We start from the raw sequence: 23,936 nt of genomic DNA on the forward strand, positions 1-23,936 counted from the left end.
TACTTTAACTCTATTGTAACAAACATCTACAGAGACCTACCCTAACAAATCGCGCCCACGGATGGGCGTCTTTCCGCCGCATTTCAGAGAACGTCCCCGTCTCCGACGTCCTCGAACGGTCCCGTGAGGATGACCCACGTAAGCGTGCAACTGCACCCGTGAGAGGATGTAGCGAAGCCTTTCTTCATGCCCTTCTACAGAGAAATACTTCATGCTCCTGCTCACGCAGCTTTCACTCAGACGCATTGTTGTACGGAGTCAGACGACCCTAGTCTCAGAAGGGCACACGGACGTGCCCTCCTCAAAGTTTATTTTTATCTGTAGCATAATCCCAATGATATCAGATAGCACTAATTTCCATTGGTTTTTTTACAAAACATTTTCTTTTTGTAAATGTATATATAATAACGATTAGAGAAAAAATCACATTACCTATAAATGGCTGACTCTTATAAACAGATACCTGATTTAAGCTGATCATTAGGAATACTATTGAATATAAAATCATAATCCAATACCCCCACTTTTCTAATTTAAGATACCCATATGCCATGATCAAAGACAACATAATTATTGATAACCTTACAATTATTTCTGGTACACCTGGAATTCCAAATCTGATATTAAATTCAAAGTCTTGTTTAATTCCTAGTGTTAACAACAAAACTACTGCTCCAAATATGTAGAAGCAACCAATTAATGTTACTCCCGCTGGCCTTTCTTTTTTCATTTATTGCACCTCCATTAGTTTCCTGTATTTACTTATAAAAAACGCTTCAAAGCCTATTCTATCAAACCCGCACAAGGATGTGCGGCATTCGTCTGATTTCGTACAACGTGTGTATCTGAGACGTCGTTGAATCGGACCCATAAGGAATACCCGTGAGCGGCGAAAGCCCGATGAATCGATGTGGGCAGGATGACCCGTAAACATGCCCTTTACTCAGATACTTTGATATGTGAAGGCCAGGTGCCCCGCGAAGCCGAAGCCGCACGGACGCGGCCCTTAATGAAAACTACATCAGCCTCTTTGTTTCGCTCTATATAAAGATTGCGAACCAACTTTACTTCGCATTAATGCTTATACTGCACTATAGCAATCTACTTGTCCCTTATCACTTAACAAAATCATTTTGTCCCCTGTAAAAAGAATATCACGTGCATAGGACACCACTTTTTCTTTAAAGATTTCATCTCCACTTGTCATATCCAATTTATAAAAGTAATTATCCTCAGAAGATAAGTATACGAAACTATTTAAAATTACTACTCTTGAACTAATTGTATCACTAGCTTTATATTCCCATATTTTATTAATCTTAGATTTTTCCGTAACAAATTCCAAGCAGTACACCATACCAAAATCATTACCGATGAAAATCTTATTATCTTTGATAATTGGCTCTCGGTATATAGCACCGCCTGTATCAAAGTTTGTAATTTCTCTACCAGATGAACTTTCTAAAACATAAACGACGCCGTTTGTTGCACAAACAATAATTAAAGTGTCTAAGAGAAAAGCAGCAGACTTAAAATAAAGATTTTCTCCAAAAGTCCATTTGATTTTTTGTTTTATTAAGTCAAAACAATAGAAATACCCATCACTCAATCCATGATAAATAAAGTCCTCTTTTACAAGTATATGGCAACTTGAATGATTGGAAGGATGCTGATAAGTCCACAAGACATTCCCTGTTGATTTATCAATATTAAATAGCTCTCCATTAAATGCTAGTATGCTCTTGTCAGTAACACCAATATGCCAATCTGGGTTTCGGTCTCCAAATTTACATTCCCATTTTATTGACAAATTTAAATAATCAATACAATACAAGATTGCATTGAATGAGTTAATATATAAATACTCGTTATCAAACAAAACAGTGTTTCTGATAACATGAGGAACTACTAAAATGATATTTTCTGCACCAGTATCTAAATCTACGGCAATCAACTGACTTTCATAAAAACCACCTTTGTCATATTTCACGGCAAAAAATAGTTTGTTGTCCAATACCACTCCGTTATCAGATATCATTGGCTGTCTGATTCCCTTTATTTTATAATTAAATAACGGTTTTTTCATTTCATTTACATCTCCTTGTATAAATTCTATACTTTGCAATCTCCAACTTATTGGTGCTGCGTGATTTAAAACTACCTCGAACTAAAAAACTTCGTAGCCTTACCCAAAAACCGTGACAAGGATGTCACGGAATTGCACCTGGCTTTCATATATCGTGTGTATCTGAGATGTCGATGAATCGGACCCTCGAAGCCTTTCTTCCTTGGCGGCACTTGTGCCCGATGAATCGATATGAGCAGGATGACCCGTAAGCACGCTCTTTACTCAGATACGTTGATATGTGATGTTCCCTGTCCCGCAAAGCCAGACGAAGACAGGACGTCTGAGCCTCAAAAAACTATAGTTATTACTTTACCTTTATGGTATAAAAGTCTATCTAAAATCCATTTTTTCTGTTATTTTTCTCAAATCCTTCAAAGATTTAATTTCAACTCCATTAATCTCACATTTTTCTCCACACTCTAGCTTTTGAATAACCCTATTTTCAAATCTATTTCTTTTGCTTTCAATTCCGATGTATTCAACCCTTATATTCAAATCTTTTAAATCATTATCATAAATTATGTTTTCAATATCATCCTTATCTTTATCCTTATCATCAATAACCAATATTATCATTTCTCTATATTCAAAATAGTCTCTAAACCCTTCCAAAAATTCATTATTTGATATTATTTTTTCTATAACCATTTCATCAGAAGAGTCTTTAATAGCTTTTATTTCAAAATAAAACTTATAAAAGCGAGATAAATCACTTACCTTAATACTAACTTCTTTAAGTGTCTTTATAAAATTCTCATATTCCTTTACTATTTCATTTAAACTTGCCTCTATTATATTAACCATACAATCTCCTAATGAACTAATCTTCAAAGCCCTGCATTCAAAACCCGTCCCAAGGATGGGACGGCATGCCTCATCTTTCCGATAACGTTTGCCATTTGCGATGTCCAGGAGCTGGACCCTCAAAGCCCTTCTCCTTGGCGGTGCTTGTCACCCAGCGAGTGGATGTGGGCACATCTACTTCATGCTCCTTCTTCATAGCCCTTCTTCGTGCTTTGCCCTTTACGCAAATGGACTTGTTGGACGAAGTACCGCGCCCCGCGAAGCAAGAGCACCACGGATGGTGTGACCTAAAGCAAAACTCTGATATCCTCTTACTACATATTATATAAAGAATATGTAGTGCCTCAAATTCAAATAATGCTTATTTTGTACGTCAAACGATTATCAACGTCTTATAACTCATTGGTGTTGTCATCGGTGTTACGGCACATTATTTGTAATTTTATGTGGCTTGGCAGTATCAGAAATAAGTTTATATTTTTCAACATGGTTCTCGAGTTCGTTCTCTTTTTTAATGTCGTCATTTATATATCTTTCTTTAGAATAAACGGTTGCAAGGATATAATCATCATAAAAGGTTAGTTCAACATAATAACTGCTGGTATTATGCAGTAAACTCATATTTATATCATTAAACTTTACTTGATTATCCACAATCTTAAGATTTTCATATGAGATGTCATCATATAAAGTTATGCTCATGTCATTATTGTTTTTAACGCTATCAATGGTTAAGTCTATCCCTTGGGCAGAATCGGGCTGAATATATTGCCATTTGCCTATAAAACTGCTGTAATCGTATTCTGTTACAGATTCGCCGATACTATCTGCAGAATTTGGCTTTGTTACACACGCTGTCATTATTGCGGTCATAGCTGTTATGATCAATAATAAAACTATAATTTTTCTCATTATGCACCTTCTTGCAAGCATATTTGCAATCCTTCACAAAATATAAATAACCTTCGCATTATCAAACCAACATGCACTACCAATTGCTCCAACGGCTGACTTTCAAAATCCGGGCAGGACGCCCGGCACTTGCGCGGTATTTCGTCCAACGTTCGCCATTTGCGGCTGTCGCCGAATCGTACCCGTAAGGAATACCCCTTGGCGGTGCTTGCACCCGATGAGGCGATGCGGGCAGGATGACCTCATGCTCCTGCTCCAGAGAACTTTCTACATGCTTTGCCCTTTACGCAAATGGACTTGTTCTGTGATCGTGCCCCACCACTAACTTTCGTTAGCCTCTAATCCTATAGGTTTTGATCTAATCTCTGCCAACTGACATCTTACATTGTATAATATTTTTAAACCTTCACTATCATCTCTTCTTATAATAAAATCTTGAAGCCTACGTTTTCCAAGTCTCTTATCCAGTAAACAAAATATTTTTGTCAATTGATCTTCACATTCTAAACTGTCTTCAAAAGATGAATTAAAATATCTTCTCATTGCATTGTAAAACTGAAACTCATCCAACTTATGCTTACGTCTGAGTATTTCTTCCGCATCATTATATGCTTTATAGTAACCCTGGGCTTGTTTTTCATCGTTATAGTCCACACAATTATTAATCCTTCTAATATCATTTGATAATGTATAGTACTCAATCTCCCATTCAAGTGTATTAGCTTCAAATATTACCTTCTTATCAAGCTCAATCCAAACCTTACCTCTCTGGTCATGGGTTCCCCTGTATACTGTTGCATAAAACTCAACTCTATCTTTTAGGTCTTCACAAATGAATTCTTCAATTTTTTTCTTCCATTTCGACCATCTTGCCATACTTACTCCTTTATGTAAAAATATTACTCAGTATTAATAGCCACTATAGTATCCTGGGCATGTCACAGAACGTCGGTGTATCTGACGGCCATGAATCGGACCCGCGAAGCCTTTCTTCGCAGGCGTGCTTCGCACCGATGAATGGCTGTGGTGGTGGCACGCTACATGGGATGACCCCAAAGCACTGCTTCATGCTTTTCTGAACCACACCTTTACAGATACACATTGATATGTGGAGTTCCCTGCCCCGCAACGCCAGACTCGGACAGGACGTCCGAGCCTTAAAAAAACATACGTTTTTAATCACTATTTGCCCAAGTTAGGACACCTTTGGTTTCGTTAAAACCTTCAATATCATATTGTGGGTATATTTCATTCTCACCTACATTTTTTAAATACTCTTCTAAATTTTCGTTTCTACTCAGGCATTGACATAGATGCAAAAATAAACTGTTGGTAATATTTTATCAATGAAAAACCACTAATTCAAGCAATATAATAGTATCAAAGATTGAATGGTGGGGTAGGAATTGGATGAAACAACAATAATAAAAACTTATAATGACGGGATAAATGCTGTAGTATCGCTAGTTAAAGATTTAAACGGACAAGTATCAAGCTTAGCTGGTCAGGTAAATGCTCTCAATAATAGGATTGCAGAGCTTGAAGCTCGTCTTAATAAGAACAGTGGTAATAGCAATAAGCCCCCATCTTCTGATGGACTTAAGAAGCCAAAGAACATGAGGGAGAAAACTGGTAAACCAACAGGCGGTCAACAAGGACATGAAGGCAAAACACTAAATAAGGTTGAAAATCCGGATAAAACTGTAGATTTGAAACCTACACAATGCGAATGTGGATGCTGTCTATCAAGTGTTGATGGAGTTACCCGCACTAGACAGGTAATTGAACTGCCTACTATAAAGGTATTCACCACTGAATATAGGACTCACGAATTGGTATGCCCAGCGTGTAATAAGGTACACAAAACAGAATTTCCTGAGGATGTAAAGCAGCCAGTGCAGTATGGTGAGAATATACAGGCTCTTATGTCGTACCTGACAAACTATCAGTTAATACCACTTGAGAGAACAGCTGAAATTTTAAGTGATATTATAGGACAAAATGTCAGTGAAGGAACACTTGTTAATGTAAATAGTAGACTCTACAAAAAGCTTGAAGAAGTTGAGACTTCTACAAAGCAACAGCTTATAGCTTCTTCAGTTGTGCATTTTGATGAGACAGGTATGCGTAGTGGCGGTAAAACTCAGTGGCTTCATAGTGCTTCTACAGACAAACTTACACATTATGAAGTTCATGAAAAAAGAGGTGCTCAGGCAGCTAACGATATTGGCATACTCCCTGATTTTAAAGGAACAGCGTGTCATGACCACTGGATACCCTATTACACATTTGGTGATTGCAGCCATTCGGAATGTAACTCTCATAACTTGAGAAATCTCAGGGGCATAAATGAGGATTACAATCATGAATGGGCAAAGAACATGTCTAGCCTTCTGATAGAAATTAAACAGAGGGTTGATACTTTGAGGTCTGAAGGTCGAGCAGAAATGGACTTCAATGAGACTGCAAAGTATAATGCCATTTATAAAGATATTATATCCAAAGGCAAGTTGGAGTGTCCGATACCAGTGGCTGAAAAGACAGGCAGGCCAAAGAAAAATGCTGCACATAGGTTGCTGGCGAGGCTTCAAAAATATGATGTTGAGACGCTTTCGTTCATGTATGACTTTAACATACCCTTTGATAATAACTTGGCCGAACGAGACATACGAATGGTAAAGCTGAGACAAAAGATCTCAGGTTGCTTCCGTGGAAAAGAAGGTCCCATTGTATTTTGCAGGATTAGGAGTTATATTTCTACCTGCAGGAAGAATGGTCAAAAGGTTATGGAAAGTCTGGTGAAAGCGATAAAAGGTGAACCGTTTATACCTCAGACACTTTAGCAATTATTAAATTGTAAGATATGGGGATGCCACTACGTTATCCCTTTATTTGAGCTATCTTTAGGCATGGGGTCAAAGACCATGTCTAGATATTAACACAGGCACTCCCGGTGTGAGAATGCCTGAGCAGTAACAAATTTTCTTGATAATAAATATTAACATATATCCAAGCTTCTGCTGATTCCTTTAACCTTTCCCTATCAACAGATAGATAACATGTTGTGTAGTACTTACTTAAAATTTGATCAATCCTATCAGCATCATCTTCGCTCAAATACATTAATCCCAATGTATTTTGCGAAATATCTTTAATAATATCATTAACATCAAAAATAATTGTTAATATACCTTCAACACTTTTTTGAATACATGAGTTCCCGCCAACTTGATTAAAATACTCGACTCCAGACTTACATAATACAATTAATGCAAGTTGCTCAAGGCCCCATAAACATACGTTCTTTTTATTCATGATCAAAACCTCTTCTAATATACTTCCTTTTAGCTACATAGAATTTACTGAGTAATCCGAGCATGGAGGCTCGGCAACGCAGGGAATTCCATATATCGTCCAGGTATGCGACGGCTCTGAGTTGGACCCGTAAGGAATACCCCTTGGCAGCTTTAGCTCGACGAAGAGCTGTGGTGCGGCATTCTACTTGGGATGACCCTCGTTAGCATTACTTCTTGATTTATCCCGCCCGCACCCTTGCGAATACCTTTTGTTATCGGATGGATGAGGCCCCCAGAGACCAGCATGCCCCAAGGACGGGGCTTCCTCGAATAATACTTTCAACTTATACAATATATAACTACACTTTCCTCTATTTTGTAGTTACCTCTACTCTACCAATACCACTATCACTTGCAATAACTATATTTCTAGTACAACCAACTAATTTCTCTAAACATTCAGTACCACCATGAGGATATGCAAAAGGGTTAAATTCCAATCTGCCAAATTCTTTATTTAACAATCTTACACCAATTATCTCAAGTTCTGCATTCATAATAGATTCGAACATAGAATATATATCCCAATCACCATACTTATCACTGTTATTGGCAACTACCTTTATATATACTTCTCCAAGCATTTTTCTGGTTTGTTCGAATTCTTCTTGGGTAGGCCACCAAAAATCATCTAGCTCTTTCTCATTAAAAAGGTGTATCCACTTATCTGCATAATCTTCAATCTCATTTTCTTTATCACGTTTAATAACTTCAACTATGCTATTTATTCTCGCTAATGAACAATTATCTTTTACTCTAAATTCAATATAACAATTCTCCATAGAACACCTCTTTTACCACAATATAATTTTATGATTCTTCAGAGGCCTTCTATATAAACCGTGCCAAGGATGGCACGGCTTGCCTCTTTCCGATAACGTTTGCATACAAGAAGCCTTTGAGGGTTACATAGCTCCTATGTCCCCGAAAAGGTTTGGTGAGCGACCCGTTATTCATTTCTACCCTTGTATGCGTTGTTATGTAAAGTCGCGTGCCTTCGAAGGCCAGAGGCGAACAGGACGTTCGCCCCTAAAATCCACTCTTAATTTAACACTTTTTATTGTAGGTGTGCATTTTTAAATTTTCAATAGCTTCTGCATTTTTTATTGTATTTTTATAACAAAAATAAAAATCAACATTGTTAGTGAAAGCAATTTTACAAATCTTACGAGTTTTTATCAATTTAGGTATACGTTTAGAAGCAGAAAGACCTGCCATATTTCTTATAATATACTTCGTTTTAACATCTTTTTCATAAGAATTATTATGTATAAATCCTAGAAAATCATTTTCATTATACTCCGATACATTAAAACTACATATATTGGTAAGTTCTTCTTTTAAATATAGTGAATCGTCTTGAAATCTGTTACCAAAAACTAATTCACTTGAATTTACACCCAATAAACCATCTATAATTAATATATTTTGAACATTCTCGTCTACCTTTAATATTGTATAGCCTACTGCATAAAAAATAAGTTTATTTTCTCTTATCGTTTTCCTGCATTTAAATTTCCAATCTATCCAAACAATAAAGATTAAAAAAATTATTAGTAAAATAAAAATCAATAAAATAAACAACCAAGTTTCCATTTTTATCAATCTCCTGGATTACACAAATATTCTCAAGCTAGTAGTCAACAACTCTTCAACGCCCATCCCCAACAACCCGACACAGGACGTGTCGGTCTGCACGCGATTTTATATAACGTCGCCCGTCTCCGACGTCCTCGAACGGTCCCATGAGGATGACCCACGTAAGCGCCCGTGAGAGGATGTAGCGGAGCTCTTCTACATGAATTTACTTCAGAGAAATACTTCATGCTCCTGACCTCGTAGCTTTCACGGAGACGGATTGTTATTTGATGTGGAAGGCCCCGTTATTCAGAGCCAAACAGGACGTTTGGCCCTCAAATTCTCCAAAGCTCTTCATACTATTCTTTTCGTTTATATTTCTCAGTTACTGTATAATCATAAGGAAAACAATCTAATACCTCTGGAGTTCTTACAAAGCACCGGTTTTTTAATACTTCTGTACGTTGAGCTTCCGAAAGTTCGTCATCTATTAAAATCTCATTTTCTTTGTCATTTACGTTATAATATAAAATATCCTCATTCCAAAAATCGAGGCGAAATCCTGTTCCCCATTGAGAGTTACTTCCCCAGTCATCAGCTAAATCAGCCCTTGGTCTATTATTACGACGATGACTCCAATACAATGTAGAGTTCTCAGCTGTATTTTTATCTATCAAATTAGGACTTGCTTTAATACAAACACCTGCACGCGAAAAAAGTAAGTCACCAAACATCAAACAAGGCCATCTAGTATTAATAATTTTAGGATATTGATTGTTGATTGAATCTTCTTCTACTTTGTATATCTCACACAAAAAGGGATGAAATTCTATAGGGTCAACTATCCTCAAACCTACCTTCTGCCAAAATTCTATATATTGTTCTAATGAGATTTTTGCAATATTACTGCCTTCCCTCTGCTTTTCCTGAAAACTTAGGAGCAAAACATCATTTATCCGGCTTAATGCATACAACTTAAATTCTGCGTTAATATCAGGTTCAACTTTTCTAAATAAACCATAATCTTTAAAATTGCTCAAACTTTCAAACACGTCAGAAAGGTATGGAATCGCTCTTTCAAGTTCATCTTGAAATAAATTATTTCCAGTATAATCACAAATACGATAATATACTTGTCTTTCCGACTCAATCCATTCAGTTTGGCTTATACCAAGTTGTTTTAAAAAATCTTTTAACTTTATACTCCCACTAAAGTTGTACATTAGCTTTGTTGCCAGGTCTTGGTCTATTTTTACTCCAGCATCGGCACATAAAGAAACAACCTCAAAATCGTGTGCAAGAATTATTGCCTGATATTTATCTGGAGCAACATATGTAGGGTCTGCTCCATTGTTTATAAGAATTTGAGCAGTTTTAATTCTCTGTTCTGAAGTACAATTCCATGCTCTAACTGCATGCATCAATGGAGTATATCCATTAGCATGTATGCTATTTGCATCCGCTCCATTTTTCAATAATTCGTTAACTTTTTTAAAATTACCAGCCTCTACAAATTTATGTAAATCTCTATCAATATCTCTCACAATACATAGCCTCCAATCTATAAGCAATATACTATCTAATCTAATATTTTAAAAGCCATCTAAGCGATTTATGGCATATAAACCCAACTTAAATACCATAAGCTCTTACAGAGCCCTTCTAATACAAGTCCGAGCCAGGACGGCGAGGTGATTGCCTTCCATTTCATATAACGGCCGCCATTTGCGGCGTCGATGAATCGGACTTACAGAGCCCTTCTCCAGAGGCGGTGCTACGCACCCGATGAATCGATGCGGGCAGGATGACCTCATGCTCTTACTCCAGAGAACTTTCTACATGCTTTGCCCTTTACGCAAATGGACTTGTTAGGTGAAGTTGGTCGTCCCACTTGTTCAGGGCTTGACACGGATGTCAAGCCCTCAAATAAGTATTTTTCAACCACCATTAGGTTCTTCACCCTCACTATTCTTCCAACTAATTTCATCAATTTGTTCATCTTCTAATTTTAATAAACTTGCTTTTTCCTTTGTAATTTTTACACCTTTCATAACTGCTCCTGTAAAATCACAGTTTTCAAAACTAGAATACCGAAAGTCAACATTTTCTAAGTTTGCATAATTAAATTTTACATTTTTATATATTGAAGCTCTCATATCACAATTTGATAAATTTGCATTAGTAAAATCAACTTCTATTAAATCATTCCAGCAAACATTAGACTCTGAAAGATTAGTAAATTTAAAAGACACATTTTTAATTTCAGTTCGACCAAAATATGTTCTTGGTATAGTTAGATTACTAAGATCTACATCACTTATATCTGTTCTAAAAAAGTTAATGCCGAAAGGCTCTTCATCATCGTATTGTGGCATTTTATCAAGAAGTGGTGGATTGTCGCCATCTTCAATCAAATTCATTTCCTTTAAATATTTGCATGATTCCTCATAGTTCATAATTTTACTCTCCACCATCACATTATTTTTGCTATCTGTACTAAAGCCACAACTTGAAAGTATAACTGTAAAAGACATTACAAATAAACTAAAAAGTATTCCTTTCAAAAAAACCACCTCATAAAACAAATATGCTTTTTTATACACTACAAAGCCCTGCTCAAAACCCGCCACACGATGTGGCGGTGACTACGACCAATTTCACCTAACATTGCATTTCCGACAAGTGTCTTTTATACATAATATTTTTTTGTATATACGACATATGTCGTATATACAAGCTATAGAAAAACTCTATCGCTCATAATTCTATCTAAAGGACTTTGTATCCTTGAAAAGTCTTTTTCACTTACATGTGTATAAATCTCTGTAGTTGTTGAGCTTTCATGCCCGAGTAATTCCTGAATATATCGTAAGTCAATTCCATTCTCTAATAAATGTGTTGCAAAAGAATGCCTTAACGTATGTACTGTTACCTTTTTCCTTATACCTGCCTTAAAAGCGGCGTTCTCAAATATCCTCTGTATAGTTCTTTCTGTAATATGGTCTTCTCTATTCTGGCCTTCAAACAACCATATTGTGGGTTTATACTTTTTAAAGTATTGTTTTAATATTTCTAGGGCAGCCTTTGATAAAATGGTGTACCTGTCCTTTTTGCCTTTTGCGGATCTTATATAAATTAAATTTCTCTTACTGTCTATATCCTCAATTTTAATCTTTGCAGCTTCACTAACCCTTAGTCCTGCAGAATATATTAACATAATTAACGCTCTATGCTTCAAATTATCAATTGCTAAAATAATATTAGCTACGTCTTCTTTGCTTAAGATATTCGGTAACTTTCGTTCTCTTTTTGGGCGTTTTATATCAAACTTAAAATCGATCGTATTATATACTTCTTTAAACAAGAATCCTAGTGCACTAATTGCCTGATCAATATAAACCGAAGATTTTCCATCATCAATGTGTTTTAATAAATAACTTTTTACATCATCATTATTTATTTCTTTAAAATCTTTACTACAAAATTGAAAGAATCTTTTTATATGATTCAGATATGCTTTTATAGTTTTTGTGCTATAATTTCTTAAGTTTAGTTGGTTCTTTACAGAAGCTAATATTTCTTCATTGTAATCTTCCATTAGATTATCAATAAACACAAGTTTATCTTTTCCAAAAAGTTTTTTTAAATTATTAACTGATTCCTTATTATTGGGTATACACCATATTTTATCAGATTGGATCCATTTTCGTCCATTAATTGTTTTAATCTTATCGATATTTTCTAATGAATAAGGGAATTTTACAGATAATAAAAGATCTGAATAATTATTAATAAAAACAGCCATAATACTTTCACCTACATATCAAAATACACAAACAAATGTTCCTATATATAATTATATATTTTTTTGAAAGAATTATCAATGAGCTTTTGTTTTTATTAAAAAAACAGTTTCCAATTTGAATAAATATAGTTTTTAACTCATCAATTTTGAATTGAACACAATGTTTATTGTGTTGAATTCGTGTAAATTTGACTCAAAGTATTGGCAACTCTGAGGTTAATTCAGTTTCTCACTACAAAAAATACACACTATTTTATTGCAATTTAACATAACGTATTATATAATAGAATTAAGATCAACTTAATGTATCCCATCTTCAATATATTTATGAGTTTTCTGTTGGAAATAAAATTTGATTGTGAGGGTGTAAATATTTATGAAATATGTTCAGCCAATAAGAGATTTGGACAAATTGGAAGAAATTAAGAAAATTCTTAAAAGAGAATCATATAGAAATTACTTCCTTTTTATTCTTGGAATTAATACTGGTCTTCGGATTAGTGATATACTCAAACTTAAAGTAGCAGATGTAAAGAGTAAATCACATATAATAATAAAGGAAGAAAAGACTGATAAAAATAAAAGATTTAAGATAAATCTAGTGCTACAGAATGAGATAGAAGAATATACTGATGGTTTAAATCCATCTGATTATCTTTTTCCTTCCCGGAATGGAAGTAATTCCAAGCCTATTACCAGGTTTATGGCTTATAACATACTAAACAGGGCTGCAAAAAAGGTTGGAATAGATGAAATAGGTACCCATACTCTTCGTAAAACATTCGGCTATCACTTTTATCAAAAGACTAAAGACGTAGCCATGCTTCAAGAACTATTTAACCATTCGGCACCAAGTGTTACTCTCCGTTATATTGGAATAAACCAGGATATGATGGATGAAGCAATAGATAGCTTTAGTTTGTAACGGGGGGGTGTTTGATTAAACTTATATTATATAGGAAGAAACTCAGTATAAATGGATAAAATTATAAAGAAAATATTGTTGTATGGTTTATTAAGGAGGTTTGATGATATGAGATATGTACCAGGGCAGCGTGTTAATTATAAGAATTATTCAGCACAAATTGTTTTCTACTATCCTTCCTACAAGAAGGGCAAGGATGCGTATACCATAAAGTTTTTTAAAGATGGTACAGAATTTCATAGGCTATGTGTGGAGGAAGAACTTTCAGAAGAAATGCAGATACAATTTGATGATATTTTAAAATAGAACGCTTGACTTTCATTGTTCCATTCTGACTATCCATTTTTAGAAAGGCTAGGTTAAGTCCTAATAGTCCATACAATGACAATTAGATGTTAGGATACACTATAAAAACTTTTAGCAGATGAAACTCACGAAAATCGTGGTCTATGGTTGATCAAAGGATTAATTATGCTTGATTTTTGGTTATATCTCAACAAACCATTTGTTCTCATGGTTTTGATATAAGAAAACCTTCTTGCCATCAATAAGGCATGAATAGCGATTGCCCTGGACACCTATTTTCAGGGAAGCACCTTTTACCGCCTTGCTTGGCCTATCTACACAATATGCCTTCTCTTCGCCGTCAATATTCATTTTTATTTTAAGAGGTATAATTTCCCCATTCAGATTAAAATGAGCAATTACCTCGGCACTTATTTTCTTCATATGAAACACCTACCTAAAGTATAATACTGAAAAAATAACATTATCTTCTATTGGATTGGCATTCAAGGCTTTATCCTTAAGTAAAAGCTCTTTCTATATGATTTCACCATCCGCAACGAACGTGTGTTCTATAATAATTATATGGCGGAAAATTATTCTTGTAAAGGCCTAATTACTATTTCTAGGAATTGTTTAAAGTAGAGTTTGTAAAATACTGTATTGACAAAATCTCAAAAGGGTATAGTATAAAATTAATTGAAAAATTGAATGTAGGTTAGAGGGCACTAGTACAAGCATTTGAGGTAATGAAACAGGTAAGTTAACGGCGGGATAAAAGAAGAAAGCGATCCTCGAAATGGAGGTTTTGTTAATGTGTAAATTTTATAATGATATTGAAAAATAGAGAAAAAAGTTTACAGGGATTATTCCAGGAAGGAAAATAAGAAAGGCCATGGCAAGCTAAAGGAGTGATAATACGTGTATGCTATTTGGTTTTAATGCAAGAAGGAGGGAGTTATAGAGCTGAGGGAGAAACGGACAGGGATATATAAGTATATCAGATTGGTTAAGATTAAAGATAAGGGATGTTATAAAAGTTTAAGTTAGGCAATAGGATGTATGATAATATTAAAAAAAGTATAAATAACTAGCTAGTTTTATTCGGCAAGGAATGGGAGATTTTATGAAAAAAAAGGTTTAGTAAACAAAATTGTATATTAATAAAAGTAAAGGTTGTGGTATAAATGATTAAAAAATTCTGTGTATTTGTTTTAATAATTATAATTATAAATAATTTTATGCCAGGAGCTGTAAAGGCTCAGGATGAACCTATTAATAATTTAAGATTCAAATCAGTTGTTGCAGGAAATCTTAATACAGCAGCAATAAAAGAAGATGGGACTGTTGTTGCTTGGGGAGAAAATTGCTATAATCAATGTATCATACCTAATAATGTAAATAATGTTAAGCAATTGGCCAGTGGCCAGGGCTTTATCTTAGTTTTAAAAGAAGACGGGACTGTCGAATCTACTACTGATCTTGGATATGATAAAATATCTTCATATTTAAAAAATATCGTACAAATATCGTCAACTTCAGATTTTGCATGTGCATTAAGAAATGATGGAAATGTAATAGTTTGGGGAAGCAATATATATGATCAACATTATGTCCCAAATGATGTGGTCAATGTTAAATCAATTGCAGCAGGTTATGGACATATTGTTGCATTAAAAAGCGATGGGACCGTTGCAGCATGGGGATATAATTTGGATAAGCAATGTAATGTACCAGCACTATATACCTGAAGGTCTTAAAAATATTAAACAGGTATCTGCCGGAATGGAGCATACTCTTGTATTAAAAAATGATGGTTCCATAATTGGTTTTGGTATGGTTCCATTTATAGTCCCCAATTTTTTTTCCAATGAAGCAAGTCAAAGTCAAGAAACTGGAACGTTTACCATATCTGGATTTATATCGCCAGATATAGCGGGCATAACAAAAAGTAACAATGCAAAGGAAAATTTTGATGTTGAATTGGTAGAATTAAAAAGAAAAATGATAACAGGTCAGGATGGTTATTTCAAGTTTTTCAATGTTCCAAGGAACTTAGAAGGATATACAATAAAGGTTACCAACAGCTGTTATTTTGAAAGGGATATACCTAATATTATAATAAATAATACCTCCGTAGAATTAGGTACAATAGAGGAGCCTATTTTTATGTGGGGTGGAGATTTTTATAGGGATAATGTAATAAATATGCAGGATCTGATTATATTAGCAAAGGTATTAAATGTTGATAGCAGTGATGAAAAGTACTCTTATGTATATGATCTAAATCGTGATAAAGTTATTGATATGAAAGATGTATTTATAATTGCAAGACACTTTTGTGATGCTAGAGAAGATTATGGTATATTTGGGGAGTGAAAATCATTTCTATTCTTTTAGTGGGAGGGGATATTTATATTTATTTTATTTATTATTGTTATCATTATTTGTATCGTTGTAGAATTGTTACTAGCTAAAAAGAAAGCGAAAATAAAAAGTTTTATATTGCCTGTTTTATTTACACTAATACTAATATTTGTTAAACTCGGAGCGGTTGCTCCTTTTGTGTTAGTGACAGTAATTTTATTTTGGATTATTGCATTAGCGTTATTATTTGAGTTTAGATTTAGGAGAAATTGAAGAGCTTTTAATATAAATGGTTTAAAGGATGTTATAACTTTACAAAATGCAAATTTACCGAGAAATAAATATAAAGAAGTAAAAAATTCGGACAGAATTTTTCTCGTAGGTCATGACTAAACTGTGCTGCTGGAGTTTTATGTAAAACTTGCCATAAACAGACTGCGTGACTGGCCCGCAGATATTCCCTGCTGGTTTTCAGGAAAGAAATTGGATTAGTCAATTAACTTGTTTATTTTAAACTATTTGCAGATGGCCACTATATGCAGAATATGCTTTCAAAGTCTAATTGTTTATGTATCAGGCCTTTCCGCCTTTGATTACTTTAATTTCAACTTCTTGTGATTCTACCTTTAAGGATAGGTTATCAATTTTATTTTCAAGCACATTTAATTTTTCATAAACTTGATTATAACCATCAAATAAAGCTTTTGAGTTGTTGTCCAGCTTGTTTTCAAGCCTTATTATATCATTTTTTACAGAGTCTATTTTATTGTCCATGGAGTTGAATTTTTCTGTGAACTCCGAATACATTTTTGTCATTAATTCAAACATTTTATCTTCCATTTTAAATCTTCCTTTAATACAAAGTATAAATATTATATCATTCTTCCAATTAATAAGGAATATTATCCTTAATATTTTAAAGAGAGCCTTTTGGATCAATGACTTTAGCCATGATATTCTATGTTGGCTTTATTGGTATTCTGGGAAAGTGGCTATAGTAGCCATTGCCAGGTCTATGTTTAATGCTAATAGCCCATCTAAAATGCATTTTGACCATTTAGGAAGAATTAAGCGATCAGAAAAATGCATTACACTATTAATGATCATCGACCAAGCTATGCCTATAACGAGAGGAACATCAGCGATCATAATCATAAACTTTCCATAAGAATATCCATTAAGTTGCTTGATTGTAACCCATTCCAAGAGTACACCGAATACTGCACCCGATATTAACTGCATTATTTTATGTATTCCTTTTTTGCGGGCATTAATTAAAAATGAAAAGAAAAATCCATATATTATAATTTCAAATACGAAAAAGTAATAATTCATTATCTTTTACCTACTTTGATTTCCTATATTGCTATAGTAAATTTATAATACAAAGTAATCTAATAAATGATGGAATGATATATTTGGTGAATCGAGTTCACCAAATATATCTATGAAACATTATGTTTCTTATAAAACTCATTAATATAATTTTCAAAGTCTTCCTTCAGATTAACCGGAATAGTGAATTTCAATTCAATAGTCTCAATTACATCCTTACCCAGTAGAACTTTTTCGATCTCCTCATTTGTCATATCCTTTTTTATTTTAAAGATAGATTGATTGTTTATATTATCTTTAAAATTATCATACATCCACTTTTGTGTCATAGGGTGGATGTCGGAGAGTTTGACACCAGCTTTTATACTTAATTTATTTTCTGAGATCATATTCTGGATATCATCTATCAAGTAATTTAGCTTATAATAATTCAAGACATGGCGACCAGATATATTATATTGTTTGGCTATAATATGATAGTTTCTAATACCTTGTCCTTCGCCATCTTTAACCTTTTGTTTTCTGCCAATAGCAGTGTATTTACGATAAATTGACTGTGCTTTTTCTATGGTACTTAATTCTCTTTGGACCCAATTAGTGTCAATTATAATCTCTTTTGCTTCATTCTCAGTTATGTCTTTAAATTTTTTAACATAGCAAAATATTTTACTATACTGTTCATCACCGGTTGCATCATAAAGTATTTGAAAAGCCTTTTTTCTGTTGTGTCCCGATAATATGAAATATTTTCCGTCATCCTGTTCCCAAACAACCAGTGGATGAAGCAGCCCATTTTTCTGTACGCTTTCTACTAGTTCTTCCATCTTTTTTAATGACAGAGGGGAATAAAAATTCCATTCTGGAGGTGAATCTTTAAGCTTATCCAAATCTATTTTAAATATATCCATTCCAGTGGACATGTTTGTTAATACATCTGCCATATTTGATGCAGACATCATGCTATATACAGAAGAGAACATATCGGCGGAATTATTATTTTCATCAGATGACTGGGATATTTTTGGTGTCTTGTTTAGCATCTCTTTATCACTTCCTTTGCAAGTTCTCTATATTCTTTTGATATCCTGCTATTTGTATCAAAGATCATTACAGGCTTATTTTCCCATTGAGCATTCTGAATCTTAACATCAATTTTAATAATAGTTTTTAAAATCAGGTCATTATATGCAGTTCTTAACTGTTCTTCTGCTTGGTTAGTAATGTTTTTGTTTCTTATGTCATATTTATTTATAACTATACCAAGTATATCTAGTTTTGTATTAAACTTTTGAATTCCCTTAATGAAATCTACGAGGGTCCCAATACCTTCAAGATCGAAGGATGCAAGTTGAACTGGTATTAGTACATAATCAGAAGCATTAACTACATTAAAATTTAATATTGAAAGGTTTGGATTTGTATCAATAATTATATAATCATATAATCCTGCTTGAATAACAGGAGTGAGGATTTGCTTAACAATATTTTCTCTATGCATTTTTGTAAACATGAGCATATCAAGGGTTCCCATTGATACGTCTGCAACAATAAAATCTATGTTTGGATACTGAGTTTGAATTATGTAGTTATTTAATAGGCTTTCTTCTTTAACGATTGCTTTACCAAAATGATTTTCTTGCTTATCCAAGCCAAAAGATGATGATAAATTTCTCTGTGCATCTGCATCAATAAGTAATACTTTATTTCCTAATTCGGCCATAGTATAACCAAGGCTTCCGCTTATGCTTGTTTTTCCGCAGCCGCCTTTATTATTGACAATGCTTATTACCTTTGTATCTCTAAAATCTTCTTTATAAATTTCATCTACTTGAAACCCAATAACATCAGCTATTTTTTTGATATTTTCTTTTTCCGTCATTGTCCTACCAGTTTCAATAGATTTAATCACATTGATGTTGACTCCGGATAATTCGGATAACTCCTTTTGAGTCATATCCATTTCAATTCTTCGGGTTTTCATTTTCTCATATTCCAATTTAATAGGCATTTCACCACTCCTCATCATTTGTAAGATATTATTACAAATGAATTATACCATTGATTGTATGCGGTTACAACTACAAATTGAAGAAAGTTATAACTTTACAAAAGAAAATGATGTAACTAATTATATAGCGGTATTTTGGGGAGGTGTAAAAATCAAACAAAGATTTGGAGGGGTTAAGTGGCCTAGAGCCCTGTTAAGAAAAATTAACATTGATCAAGCACATTTTAGGTTTCAAAAATCATATACATGGTATATAATATTTGTGTATTCGTTTAAACAAATATACAGGAGTGATAATAATGAATAATGTAGTAAACATTTTAAAAGCACTTTCTGATGAAACAAGGCTTCGAATTATCAACTTACTTCTTGAGAAGGAGCTTTGTGTTTGTGATATTAATGAGACACTTAAAATAACACAAACAAAAGCATCAAGGCATCTTTCATATCTCAAGAATTCAGGATTGGTAACTGACAGAAAGCAGGCACAGTGGGTATATTACTCCCTTGTTCAAAATGAAATTAGAGGTTTTCTTGTGTCTTTGATTCATGATATGCTTCGATGCAACGAAATGTATCAGAAAGACTTAAGAAATCTTGAATACTGGCTCAAGCATAAGGGAGAAATTTGCAAATAATTTAGATGGGGGAATAGAAATGAACATTGAACAAAAAGCAAAATTATCGTTTCTTGATAGGTTTTTAACTTTATGGATTTTTCTTGCGATGGGATTAGGTGTAGCAATTGGATTTTTGTTTCCAAACCTATCGAAAACATTGGAAGGAATGAGTACAGGAACAACATCTTGGCCAATTGCTATTGGTCTAATTATAATGATGTATCCACCACTTGCCAAGGTTAAATATGATGAAATGGGGAAGGTATCAAAGGACAAAAAGGTTTTTAGTTTTTCCCTGATTCAAAACTGGATAATAGGACCTGTATTGATGTTCCTACTTGCTGTAATATTTCTTCCTGATATGAAGGAATACGCTGTTGGCCTAATTATTATAGGTCTTGCACGTTGTATTGCCATGGTTATTGTTTGGAATACCCTTGCTAAAGGTGATAATGAATACTGTGCTGCACTTGTAGCACTAAATTCCATATTCCAGATACTGCTTTACTCAGTGTATATCTGGTTTTTTATTACAGTAGTTCCTAACTTTTTTGGGTTATCCTTTGGGGGAATTGAAGTTAATGTAGGCATTTTCAAAGTAGCACAAAGTGTTCTTATATACCTTGGGATTCCTTTTGCAGCAGGATTTATTACTCATTTTTCGCTAATTAAATTAAAAGGTAAGGAGTGGTTTGAAAAAGTATTTTTGCCTAAGATCTCTCCACTTGCTTTAATTGCTTTACTCTATACGATTGTTATTATGTTCATACTTAAAGGCCATAAAATAGTGGAGCTGCCGATGGATGTAATTAGGATTGCAATTCCACTATTGCTATATTTTGCAATTATGTTCTTTGTGAGCTTTTATATGTCCTGGAGAGGTGGATTTTCATATGAAAAGACTGTAACACTTGCTTTTACAGCTGCAAGTAACAATTTTGAACTCGCAATAGCTGTTGCTGTAGCTGTCTTTACAATAGGAAGCGGTCAGGCATTTGCAGCTGTCATCGGTCCATTGGTTGAAGTTCCTGTTATGGTAGCGTTGGTTAATATAGCACTTTTATTCAAAAGAAAATATTTTGACGAGAATGGTTTACCGAAAAGGAGATTAAAATGAGATTTGCAGTTTTAGGTGATGTGCACGGAAATGTTTATGCTCTTAGGAGCGTAATAGAGGATATTAATAATAGAAATGTAGACTTTATATTATCTACAGGTGATTTAGTAGGCTATATGCCATTCCCGAATGAGGTTGTGGATCTGATAAGAAGAACAGGAATACTTTCAGTCCAAGGAAACCATGACAAGTATATTTCTTCATGTAAACATTTAAGTAATGATCAAATAGCTAAAATGAGCCAGCAAGAGATACTTGCCAATGCTTCAGCGGCATATACAAATATGGTATTGACGGAAGAAAATAGGAATTATTTAAGAAGTATGCCTTCTCAGGTAAGAATTCAAGTTGATGGATTAAATGTTTTGGTAGTACATGGAAGCCCAAGAAGAATTGATGAATATATGTATGAAGACTCACCCGCCCTTAAAGAAATAGCAGAAACTACAGATGCTGACATTATTATTAGTGGGCATACTCATATTCCATTTACTACTGTTTTGAAAGGAAAACACATAATCAATGCTGGTTCTGCTGGTAAACCCAAACATGGAAGACCTGATGCAACATACGTTATTGTCGATGTAAAGGACAACAAAGTAATTTCAGAAATAATTGAAACTCCCTATGAAGTTGAGAAAATTATAAATGCAATAGAATCAAACAATATGTTTGATAAAAGGCTTATAGATATGCTTAGTAAAGGGTATTAGATTAAATGCATTATTAATCTTACATTTAGCAGAGCAAAATAACGAACGCACTAACGGTATTTTGCGATAGATAAATCCATATGGACATTTTAATCTGGATATGAATGAAAGAATACCATTAGATATTTCCATCAATTAACAACTACTTTGCCCCTGGTTGCACGGATGCTCCCATTACCCCATATAAAACGATCAGCCAGGTGCAAAATATGCTATTACATTTGCACCTGGCTGTTTGAATTATAAAGTTCCTACTGGTCTGAATTACGTGTAACTTTTATTGAATAATTTCCTGTAATGTATGGTGATGAATGCTTTACTTTGATGTAATAATGTCTTTGTGAATCGGTGTTTGTGAAATTTATTTTAAAGTTTCCATAAGCACCGCTGCTGTTATCCTGGCCTATGAGTTTATATTCATAATAGAGACATTCCTGAGGTCTTCCATCTGGGCTTTGGTTGGGCATTGAACCTTTGTAAACTTCTCCGTAAGTATCCGTCATACCAAAGGTTTCAACGGTATAGTTTCCAGGATACGCTGTGAATTGATAATAATCAACATCTCCTTCATTATTTATAGAAGCAACCTTTTCTATACCTATCTTAACGTTATCGGCGGAGAATACTGAGTCATTAACTTCTAGCTCTCCGTTTTCAGCAGGAGTTGGGATGTAGCAAATACTCTCTGTAAATAAGAAATCATTAAGATTGGCAGTATGCTCCTGTCCATCCCATGGGTCATTATATATTATAAATGGGCCTGTTTCTCCATCTTTATGGAATATATAACCTTTACCAACTACACAGTGATTAGCGATAAGAAAGGCTATAGGTGAATTCATATCAATAGCTTTTACGATATCATCGATAGGATATGTTCCAAAAACACCTGAAAATTTTGATGGCAGTACATGTTTTCGGGTATATCCTGTTATGTATCTTTCTATGCTTTCTGCTAAATTATACATATAATTTGGTTGATTAAATTGATTGGAATAAAGGGTAGGATTATTATATTTGGCAATTTCTAAAGTACGGTTTAGGGTGCTATTATTGAAATAGGCACTTACCATAGAGGCACTTGTTGCCCAACATAACAGATCGTATGGTTGTTGAGTCTGCTTTACCACAGAAAGGGTTTTTCCTTTTGTTACGCTGATTGTATAATTCCCTGAAGCTCCATTACGATCATTTATTTTTATATAATAAGTAACGTTTTTTTGGAGTTTCATTTCAAGTACACAGTTGTCAGCTGTGTCTGTATCACTGAGCAAAAGCTGCCCGGTGCCACTATAAATCTGTCCTGTGGTATTGTTGAAACCTTTGGTTTCTATCCTGTAGTTACCAGTAGTTGGAGCACTGAATCTAAAATAGTCTATATCAGTGGAAGAACTCATTTGTGCAGAATATGTAGTTCCTTCATAGAGCGGATAAGCTGAACTTACTGAATTACCTTCCCGATCATAGGTAATGGTTTCCTGTGGAATGGAAATTTTAAGGCCATAGTCTCCAGAATTTGCATTGGAATCCTTATGAGTTACTTTTATATAGTATGTTGTAAATGCAGAAAGGTTATATGCGATCAGCAGTGATACTGTTTACCAATCAAAACCATCGTCCGCATCGATTCGCCTTTCATCGACAGTACATAACACTAAATAAATATAGTGCGAATATTGCAGAGATTAATGCTGTCAAGACTGCAATTAAAGCAGCAAATTCACTTGGTGTTACAGATCTAACCATTTATCACGACTGGGATGGATTAGCTTTCTTTGCATACAAGTCAAACATTAAGCCTCGTCATGAAGATTGCCAGTGCTACATTCAGTATGCGGAATTTATTGAGCGAAAACGAATGAATATGCGAATTCGCTTTGTCAAGGTAAAGGCACATTCTGATAATAAATTAAATAATAGTGTTGATAGGTTAGCGAGGGTAGGTATGGTTATCTAAAAACCCCTGTTCGTAAGCGGTATCAA

The 23,936-nt window shown here is 34.1% G+C and carries 26 protein-coding genes; 9 read left to right on the forward strand and 17 right to left on the reverse strand.

Annotation, left to right across the window (positions count from 1 at the left end; all coding sequences use genetic code 11):
- Positions 1 to 340: 340 nt before the first annotated feature.
- The 5 genes from Bccel_RS13745 to Bccel_RS13765 all read right to left on the reverse strand — a co-directional run bounded on the left by Bccel_RS13745 (position 341) and on the right by Bccel_RS13765 (position 4,720).
- Complete coding sequence (locus Bccel_RS13745; protein ID WP_036945887.1) at positions 341 to 730, reverse strand: hypothetical protein; 390 nt, start codon at positions 728 to 730, stop codon at positions 341 to 343.
- A 351-nt stretch (positions 731 to 1,081) separates the two neighbouring features.
- Positions 1,082 to 2,086, reverse strand: a complete 1,005-nt coding sequence (locus Bccel_RS13750; RefSeq protein ID WP_036945885.1) for a PQQ-binding-like beta-propeller repeat protein — start codon at positions 2,084 to 2,086, stop codon at positions 1,082 to 1,084.
- A gap of 372 nt (positions 2,087 to 2,458) precedes the next feature.
- Complete coding sequence (locus Bccel_RS13755) at positions 2,459 to 2,932, reverse strand: hypothetical protein (RefSeq protein WP_152966009.1); 474 nt, start codon at positions 2,930 to 2,932, stop codon at positions 2,459 to 2,461.
- A gap of 420 nt (positions 2,933 to 3,352) precedes the next feature.
- Positions 3,353 to 3,844, reverse strand: coding sequence for a hypothetical protein (locus Bccel_RS13760; RefSeq protein ID WP_152966010.1), 492 nt, complete (start codon positions 3,842 to 3,844; stop codon positions 3,353 to 3,355).
- A gap of 321 nt (positions 3,845 to 4,165) precedes the next feature.
- Complete coding sequence (locus Bccel_RS13765; RefSeq protein WP_050753453.1) at positions 4,166 to 4,720, reverse strand: SF0329 family protein; 555 nt, start codon at positions 4,718 to 4,720, stop codon at positions 4,166 to 4,168.
- A gap of 530 nt (positions 4,721 to 5,250) precedes the next feature.
- Here Bccel_RS13765 and tnpC point away from each other — a divergent pair.
- Complete coding sequence (tnpC, locus tag Bccel_RS13770) at positions 5,251 to 6,687, forward strand: IS66 family transposase (RefSeq protein ID WP_050753454.1); 1,437 nt, start codon at positions 5,251 to 5,253, stop codon at positions 6,685 to 6,687.
- Between the two features lie 85 nt (positions 6,688 to 6,772).
- On the opposite strand, the gene Bccel_RS13775 is transcribed toward tnpC, so the two are convergent.
- From Bccel_RS13775 to xerA, 6 genes are all read right to left on the reverse strand, one after another.
- Positions 6,773 to 7,159: a DUF6210 family protein gene (locus Bccel_RS13775; RefSeq protein ID WP_036945176.1), complete on the reverse strand. Its 387-nt coding sequence runs from the start codon at positions 7,157 to 7,159 to the stop codon at positions 6,773 to 6,775.
- Positions 7,160 to 7,511: 352 nt separating this feature from the next.
- Positions 7,512 to 7,982, reverse strand: coding sequence for a hypothetical protein (locus tag Bccel_RS13780; protein ID WP_036945174.1), 471 nt, complete (start codon positions 7,980 to 7,982; stop codon positions 7,512 to 7,514).
- A gap of 265 nt (positions 7,983 to 8,247) precedes the next feature.
- The gene (locus tag Bccel_RS13785; protein WP_036945172.1) at positions 8,248 to 8,796 is read right to left on the reverse strand and encodes a hypothetical protein; all 549 of its coding nucleotides are present in this window, start codon (positions 8,794 to 8,796) and stop codon (positions 8,248 to 8,250) included.
- Between the two features lie 341 nt (positions 8,797 to 9,137).
- Entirely contained in the window at positions 9,138 to 10,322 is a 1,185-nt protein-coding gene (locus tag Bccel_RS13790; RefSeq protein WP_036945170.1) for an ankyrin repeat domain-containing protein, read from the reverse strand.
- A gap of 393 nt (positions 10,323 to 10,715) precedes the next feature.
- Positions 10,716 to 11,342: a pentapeptide repeat-containing protein gene (locus Bccel_RS13795; RefSeq protein WP_152966011.1), complete on the reverse strand. Its 627-nt coding sequence runs from the start codon at positions 11,340 to 11,342 to the stop codon at positions 10,716 to 10,718.
- A gap of 173 nt (positions 11,343 to 11,515) precedes the next feature.
- Complete coding sequence (gene xerA / locus Bccel_RS13800) at positions 11,516 to 12,583, reverse strand: site-specific tyrosine recombinase/integron integrase (protein WP_036945168.1); 1,068 nt, start codon at positions 12,581 to 12,583, stop codon at positions 11,516 to 11,518.
- Positions 12,584 to 12,959: 376 nt separating this feature from the next.
- Here xerA and Bccel_RS13805 point away from each other — a divergent pair, with 376 nt between their 5' ends.
- Positions 12,960 to 13,508: a site-specific integrase gene (locus Bccel_RS13805; protein ID WP_036945166.1), complete on the forward strand. Its 549-nt coding sequence runs from the start codon at positions 12,960 to 12,962 to the stop codon at positions 13,506 to 13,508.
- A gap of 108 nt (positions 13,509 to 13,616) precedes the next feature.
- Entirely contained in the window at positions 13,617 to 13,814 is a 198-nt protein-coding gene (locus Bccel_RS13810) for a hypothetical protein (RefSeq protein ID WP_036945164.1), read from the forward strand.
- A gap of 180 nt (positions 13,815 to 13,994) precedes the next feature.
- On the opposite strand, the gene Bccel_RS13815 is transcribed toward Bccel_RS13810, so the two are convergent.
- Positions 13,995 to 14,237: a hypothetical protein gene (locus Bccel_RS13815; RefSeq protein WP_036945161.1), complete on the reverse strand. Its 243-nt coding sequence runs from the start codon at positions 14,235 to 14,237 to the stop codon at positions 13,995 to 13,997.
- Between the two features lie 743 nt (positions 14,238 to 14,980).
- Here Bccel_RS13815 and Bccel_RS13820 point away from each other — a divergent pair.
- Together Bccel_RS13820 and Bccel_RS13825 are read left to right on the forward strand one after the other, a co-directional pair.
- Entirely contained in the window at positions 14,981 to 15,544 is a 564-nt protein-coding gene (locus Bccel_RS13820) for an RCC1 domain-containing protein (protein ID WP_036945159.1), read from the forward strand.
- Entirely contained in the window at positions 15,522 to 16,172 is a 651-nt protein-coding gene (locus Bccel_RS13825; RefSeq protein WP_036945157.1) for a dockerin type I domain-containing protein, read from the forward strand. Before Bccel_RS13820 ends, Bccel_RS13825 begins: the two co-directional genes overlap by 23 nt.
- A 561-nt stretch (positions 16,173 to 16,733) precedes the next feature.
- Here Bccel_RS13825 and Bccel_RS13830 read toward each other — a convergent pair.
- The 4 genes from Bccel_RS13830 to Bccel_RS13845 all read right to left on the reverse strand — a co-directional run bounded on the left by Bccel_RS13830 (position 16,734) and on the right by Bccel_RS13845 (position 19,503).
- A complete protein-coding gene (locus Bccel_RS13830; RefSeq protein WP_036945155.1) occupies positions 16,734 to 17,000 on the reverse strand; it encodes a hypothetical protein in 267 nt (88 codons plus the stop codon).
- A gap of 129 nt (positions 17,001 to 17,129) precedes the next feature.
- Positions 17,130 to 17,402, reverse strand: coding sequence for a hypothetical protein (locus tag Bccel_RS13835; RefSeq protein WP_152966012.1), 273 nt, complete (start codon positions 17,400 to 17,402; stop codon positions 17,130 to 17,132).
- A gap of 203 nt (positions 17,403 to 17,605) precedes the next feature.
- The gene (locus Bccel_RS13840; RefSeq protein WP_050753458.1) at positions 17,606 to 18,535 is read right to left on the reverse strand and encodes a ParB/RepB/Spo0J family partition protein; all 930 of its coding nucleotides are present in this window, start codon (positions 18,533 to 18,535) and stop codon (positions 17,606 to 17,608) included.
- A complete protein-coding gene (locus Bccel_RS13845; protein WP_050753459.1) occupies positions 18,529 to 19,503 on the reverse strand; it encodes an AAA family ATPase in 975 nt (324 codons plus the stop codon). The genes Bccel_RS13840 and Bccel_RS13845 overlap by 7 nt, the downstream gene beginning before the upstream one ends.
- 299 nt (positions 19,504 to 19,802) lie before the next feature.
- Here Bccel_RS13845 and Bccel_RS13855 point away from each other — a divergent pair, with 299 nt between their 5' ends.
- The 3 genes from Bccel_RS13855 to Bccel_RS13865 are packed head-to-tail and all read left to right on the forward strand — an operon-like array spanning position 19,803 to position 21,953.
- Entirely contained in the window at positions 19,803 to 20,141 is a 339-nt protein-coding gene (locus Bccel_RS13855) for an ArsR/SmtB family transcription factor (protein WP_036945152.1), read from the forward strand.
- 19 nt (positions 20,142 to 20,160) lie between these two features.
- The gene (gene arsB, locus Bccel_RS13860) at positions 20,161 to 21,240 is read left to right on the forward strand and encodes an ACR3 family arsenite efflux transporter (RefSeq protein ID WP_036945151.1); all 1,080 of its coding nucleotides are present in this window, start codon (positions 20,161 to 20,163) and stop codon (positions 21,238 to 21,240) included.
- Entirely contained in the window at positions 21,237 to 21,953 is a 717-nt protein-coding gene (locus tag Bccel_RS13865) for a metallophosphoesterase family protein (RefSeq protein ID WP_036945149.1), read from the forward strand. The genes arsB and Bccel_RS13865 overlap by 4 nt, the downstream gene beginning before the upstream one ends.
- A 251-nt stretch (positions 21,954 to 22,204) precedes the next feature.
- On the opposite strand, the gene Bccel_RS13870 is transcribed toward Bccel_RS13865, so the two are convergent.
- Positions 22,205 to 23,350, reverse strand: coding sequence for a papain-like cysteine protease family protein (locus Bccel_RS13870; protein ID WP_036945148.1), 1,146 nt, complete (start codon positions 23,348 to 23,350; stop codon positions 22,205 to 22,207).
- Between the two features lie 179 nt (positions 23,351 to 23,529).
- On the opposite strand from Bccel_RS13870, the gene Bccel_RS13875 reads away from it, so the two are divergent.
- On the forward strand, positions 23,530 to 23,910 hold the full coding sequence (locus tag Bccel_RS13875) for an RNase H family protein (RefSeq protein WP_036945147.1): 381 nt from the start codon (positions 23,530 to 23,532) through the stop codon (positions 23,908 to 23,910).
- Positions 23,911 to 23,936: the final 26 nt, after the last annotated feature.

The organism is Pseudobacteroides cellulosolvens ATCC 35603 = DSM 2933, from assembly GCF_001262605.1.
In the GTDB taxonomy this organism is placed as follows: Bacteria; Bacillota; Clostridia; order Acetivibrionales; family DSM-2933; genus Pseudobacteroides; species Pseudobacteroides cellulosolvens.

Excerpts from the sequence above, each read along its gene's own strand:
- Bccel_RS13780 (WP_036945174.1), bottom strand. The coding sequence starts at position 7,982 with ATGGAGAATTGTTATATTGAATTTAGAGTAAAAGATAATTGTTCATTA.
- Bccel_RS13775 (WP_036945176.1), bottom strand. The coding sequence starts at position 7,159 with ATGAATAAAAAGAACGTATGTTTATGGGGCCTTGAGCAACTTGCATTA.
- Bccel_RS13745 (WP_036945887.1), bottom strand. The coding sequence starts at position 730 with ATGAAAAAAGAAAGGCCAGCGGGAGTAACATTAATTGGTTGCTTCTAC.
- Bccel_RS13870 (WP_036945148.1), bottom strand. The coding sequence starts at position 23,350 with ATGAGTTCTTCCACTGATATAGACTATTTTAGATTCAGTGCTCCAACT.
- Bccel_RS13755 (WP_152966009.1), bottom strand. The coding sequence starts at position 2,932 with ATGGTTAATATAATAGAGGCAAGTTTAAATGAAATAGTAAAGGAATAT.
- Bccel_RS13820 (WP_036945159.1), top strand. The coding sequence starts at position 14,981 with ATGATTAAAAAATTCTGTGTATTTGTTTTAATAATTATAATTATAAAT.
- Bccel_RS13785 (WP_036945172.1), bottom strand. The coding sequence starts at position 8,796 with ATGGAAACTTGGTTGTTTATTTTATTGATTTTTATTTTACTAATAATT.
- Bccel_RS13835 (WP_152966012.1), bottom strand. The coding sequence starts at position 17,402 with ATGCAGTTAATATCGGGTGCAGTATTCGGTGTACTCTTGGAATGGGTT.
- Bccel_RS13765 (WP_050753453.1), bottom strand. The coding sequence starts at position 4,720 with ATGGCAAGATGGTCGAAATGGAAGAAAAAAATTGAAGAATTCATTTGT.
- Bccel_RS13845 (WP_050753459.1), bottom strand. The coding sequence starts at position 19,503 with ATGCCTATTAAATTGGAATATGAGAAAATGAAAACCCGAAGAATTGAA.
- arsB (WP_036945151.1), top strand. The coding sequence starts at position 20,161 with ATGAACATTGAACAAAAAGCAAAATTATCGTTTCTTGATAGGTTTTTA.
- Bccel_RS13815 (WP_036945161.1), bottom strand. The coding sequence starts at position 14,237 with ATGAAGAAAATAAGTGCCGAGGTAATTGCTCATTTTAATCTGAATGGG.
- Bccel_RS13840 (WP_050753458.1), bottom strand. The coding sequence starts at position 18,535 with ATGCTAAACAAGACACCAAAAATATCCCAGTCATCTGATGAAAATAAT.
- xerA (WP_036945168.1), bottom strand. The coding sequence starts at position 12,583 with ATGGCTGTTTTTATTAATAATTATTCAGATCTTTTATTATCTGTAAAA.
- Bccel_RS13865 (WP_036945149.1), top strand. The coding sequence starts at position 21,237 with ATGAGATTTGCAGTTTTAGGTGATGTGCACGGAAATGTTTATGCTCTT.
- Bccel_RS13830 (WP_036945155.1), bottom strand. The coding sequence starts at position 17,000 with ATGGAAGATAAAATGTTTGAATTAATGACAAAAATGTATTCGGAGTTC.
- Bccel_RS13855 (WP_036945152.1), top strand. The coding sequence starts at position 19,803 with ATGAATAATGTAGTAAACATTTTAAAAGCACTTTCTGATGAAACAAGG.
- Bccel_RS13825 (WP_036945157.1), top strand. The coding sequence starts at position 15,522 with ATGTACCAGCACTATATACCTGAAGGTCTTAAAAATATTAAACAGGTA.
- Bccel_RS13875 (WP_036945147.1), top strand. The coding sequence starts at position 23,530 with ATGCGATCAGCAGTGATACTGTTTACCAATCAAAACCATCGTCCGCAT.
- Bccel_RS13760 (WP_152966010.1), bottom strand. The coding sequence starts at position 3,844 with ATGAGAAAAATTATAGTTTTATTATTGATCATAACAGCTATGACCGCA.
- Bccel_RS13805 (WP_036945166.1), top strand. The coding sequence starts at position 12,960 with ATGAAATATGTTCAGCCAATAAGAGATTTGGACAAATTGGAAGAAATT.
- Bccel_RS13810 (WP_036945164.1), top strand. The coding sequence starts at position 13,617 with ATGAGATATGTACCAGGGCAGCGTGTTAATTATAAGAATTATTCAGCA.
- Bccel_RS13750 (WP_036945885.1), bottom strand. The coding sequence starts at position 2,086 with ATGAAAAAACCGTTATTTAATTATAAAATAAAGGGAATCAGACAGCCA.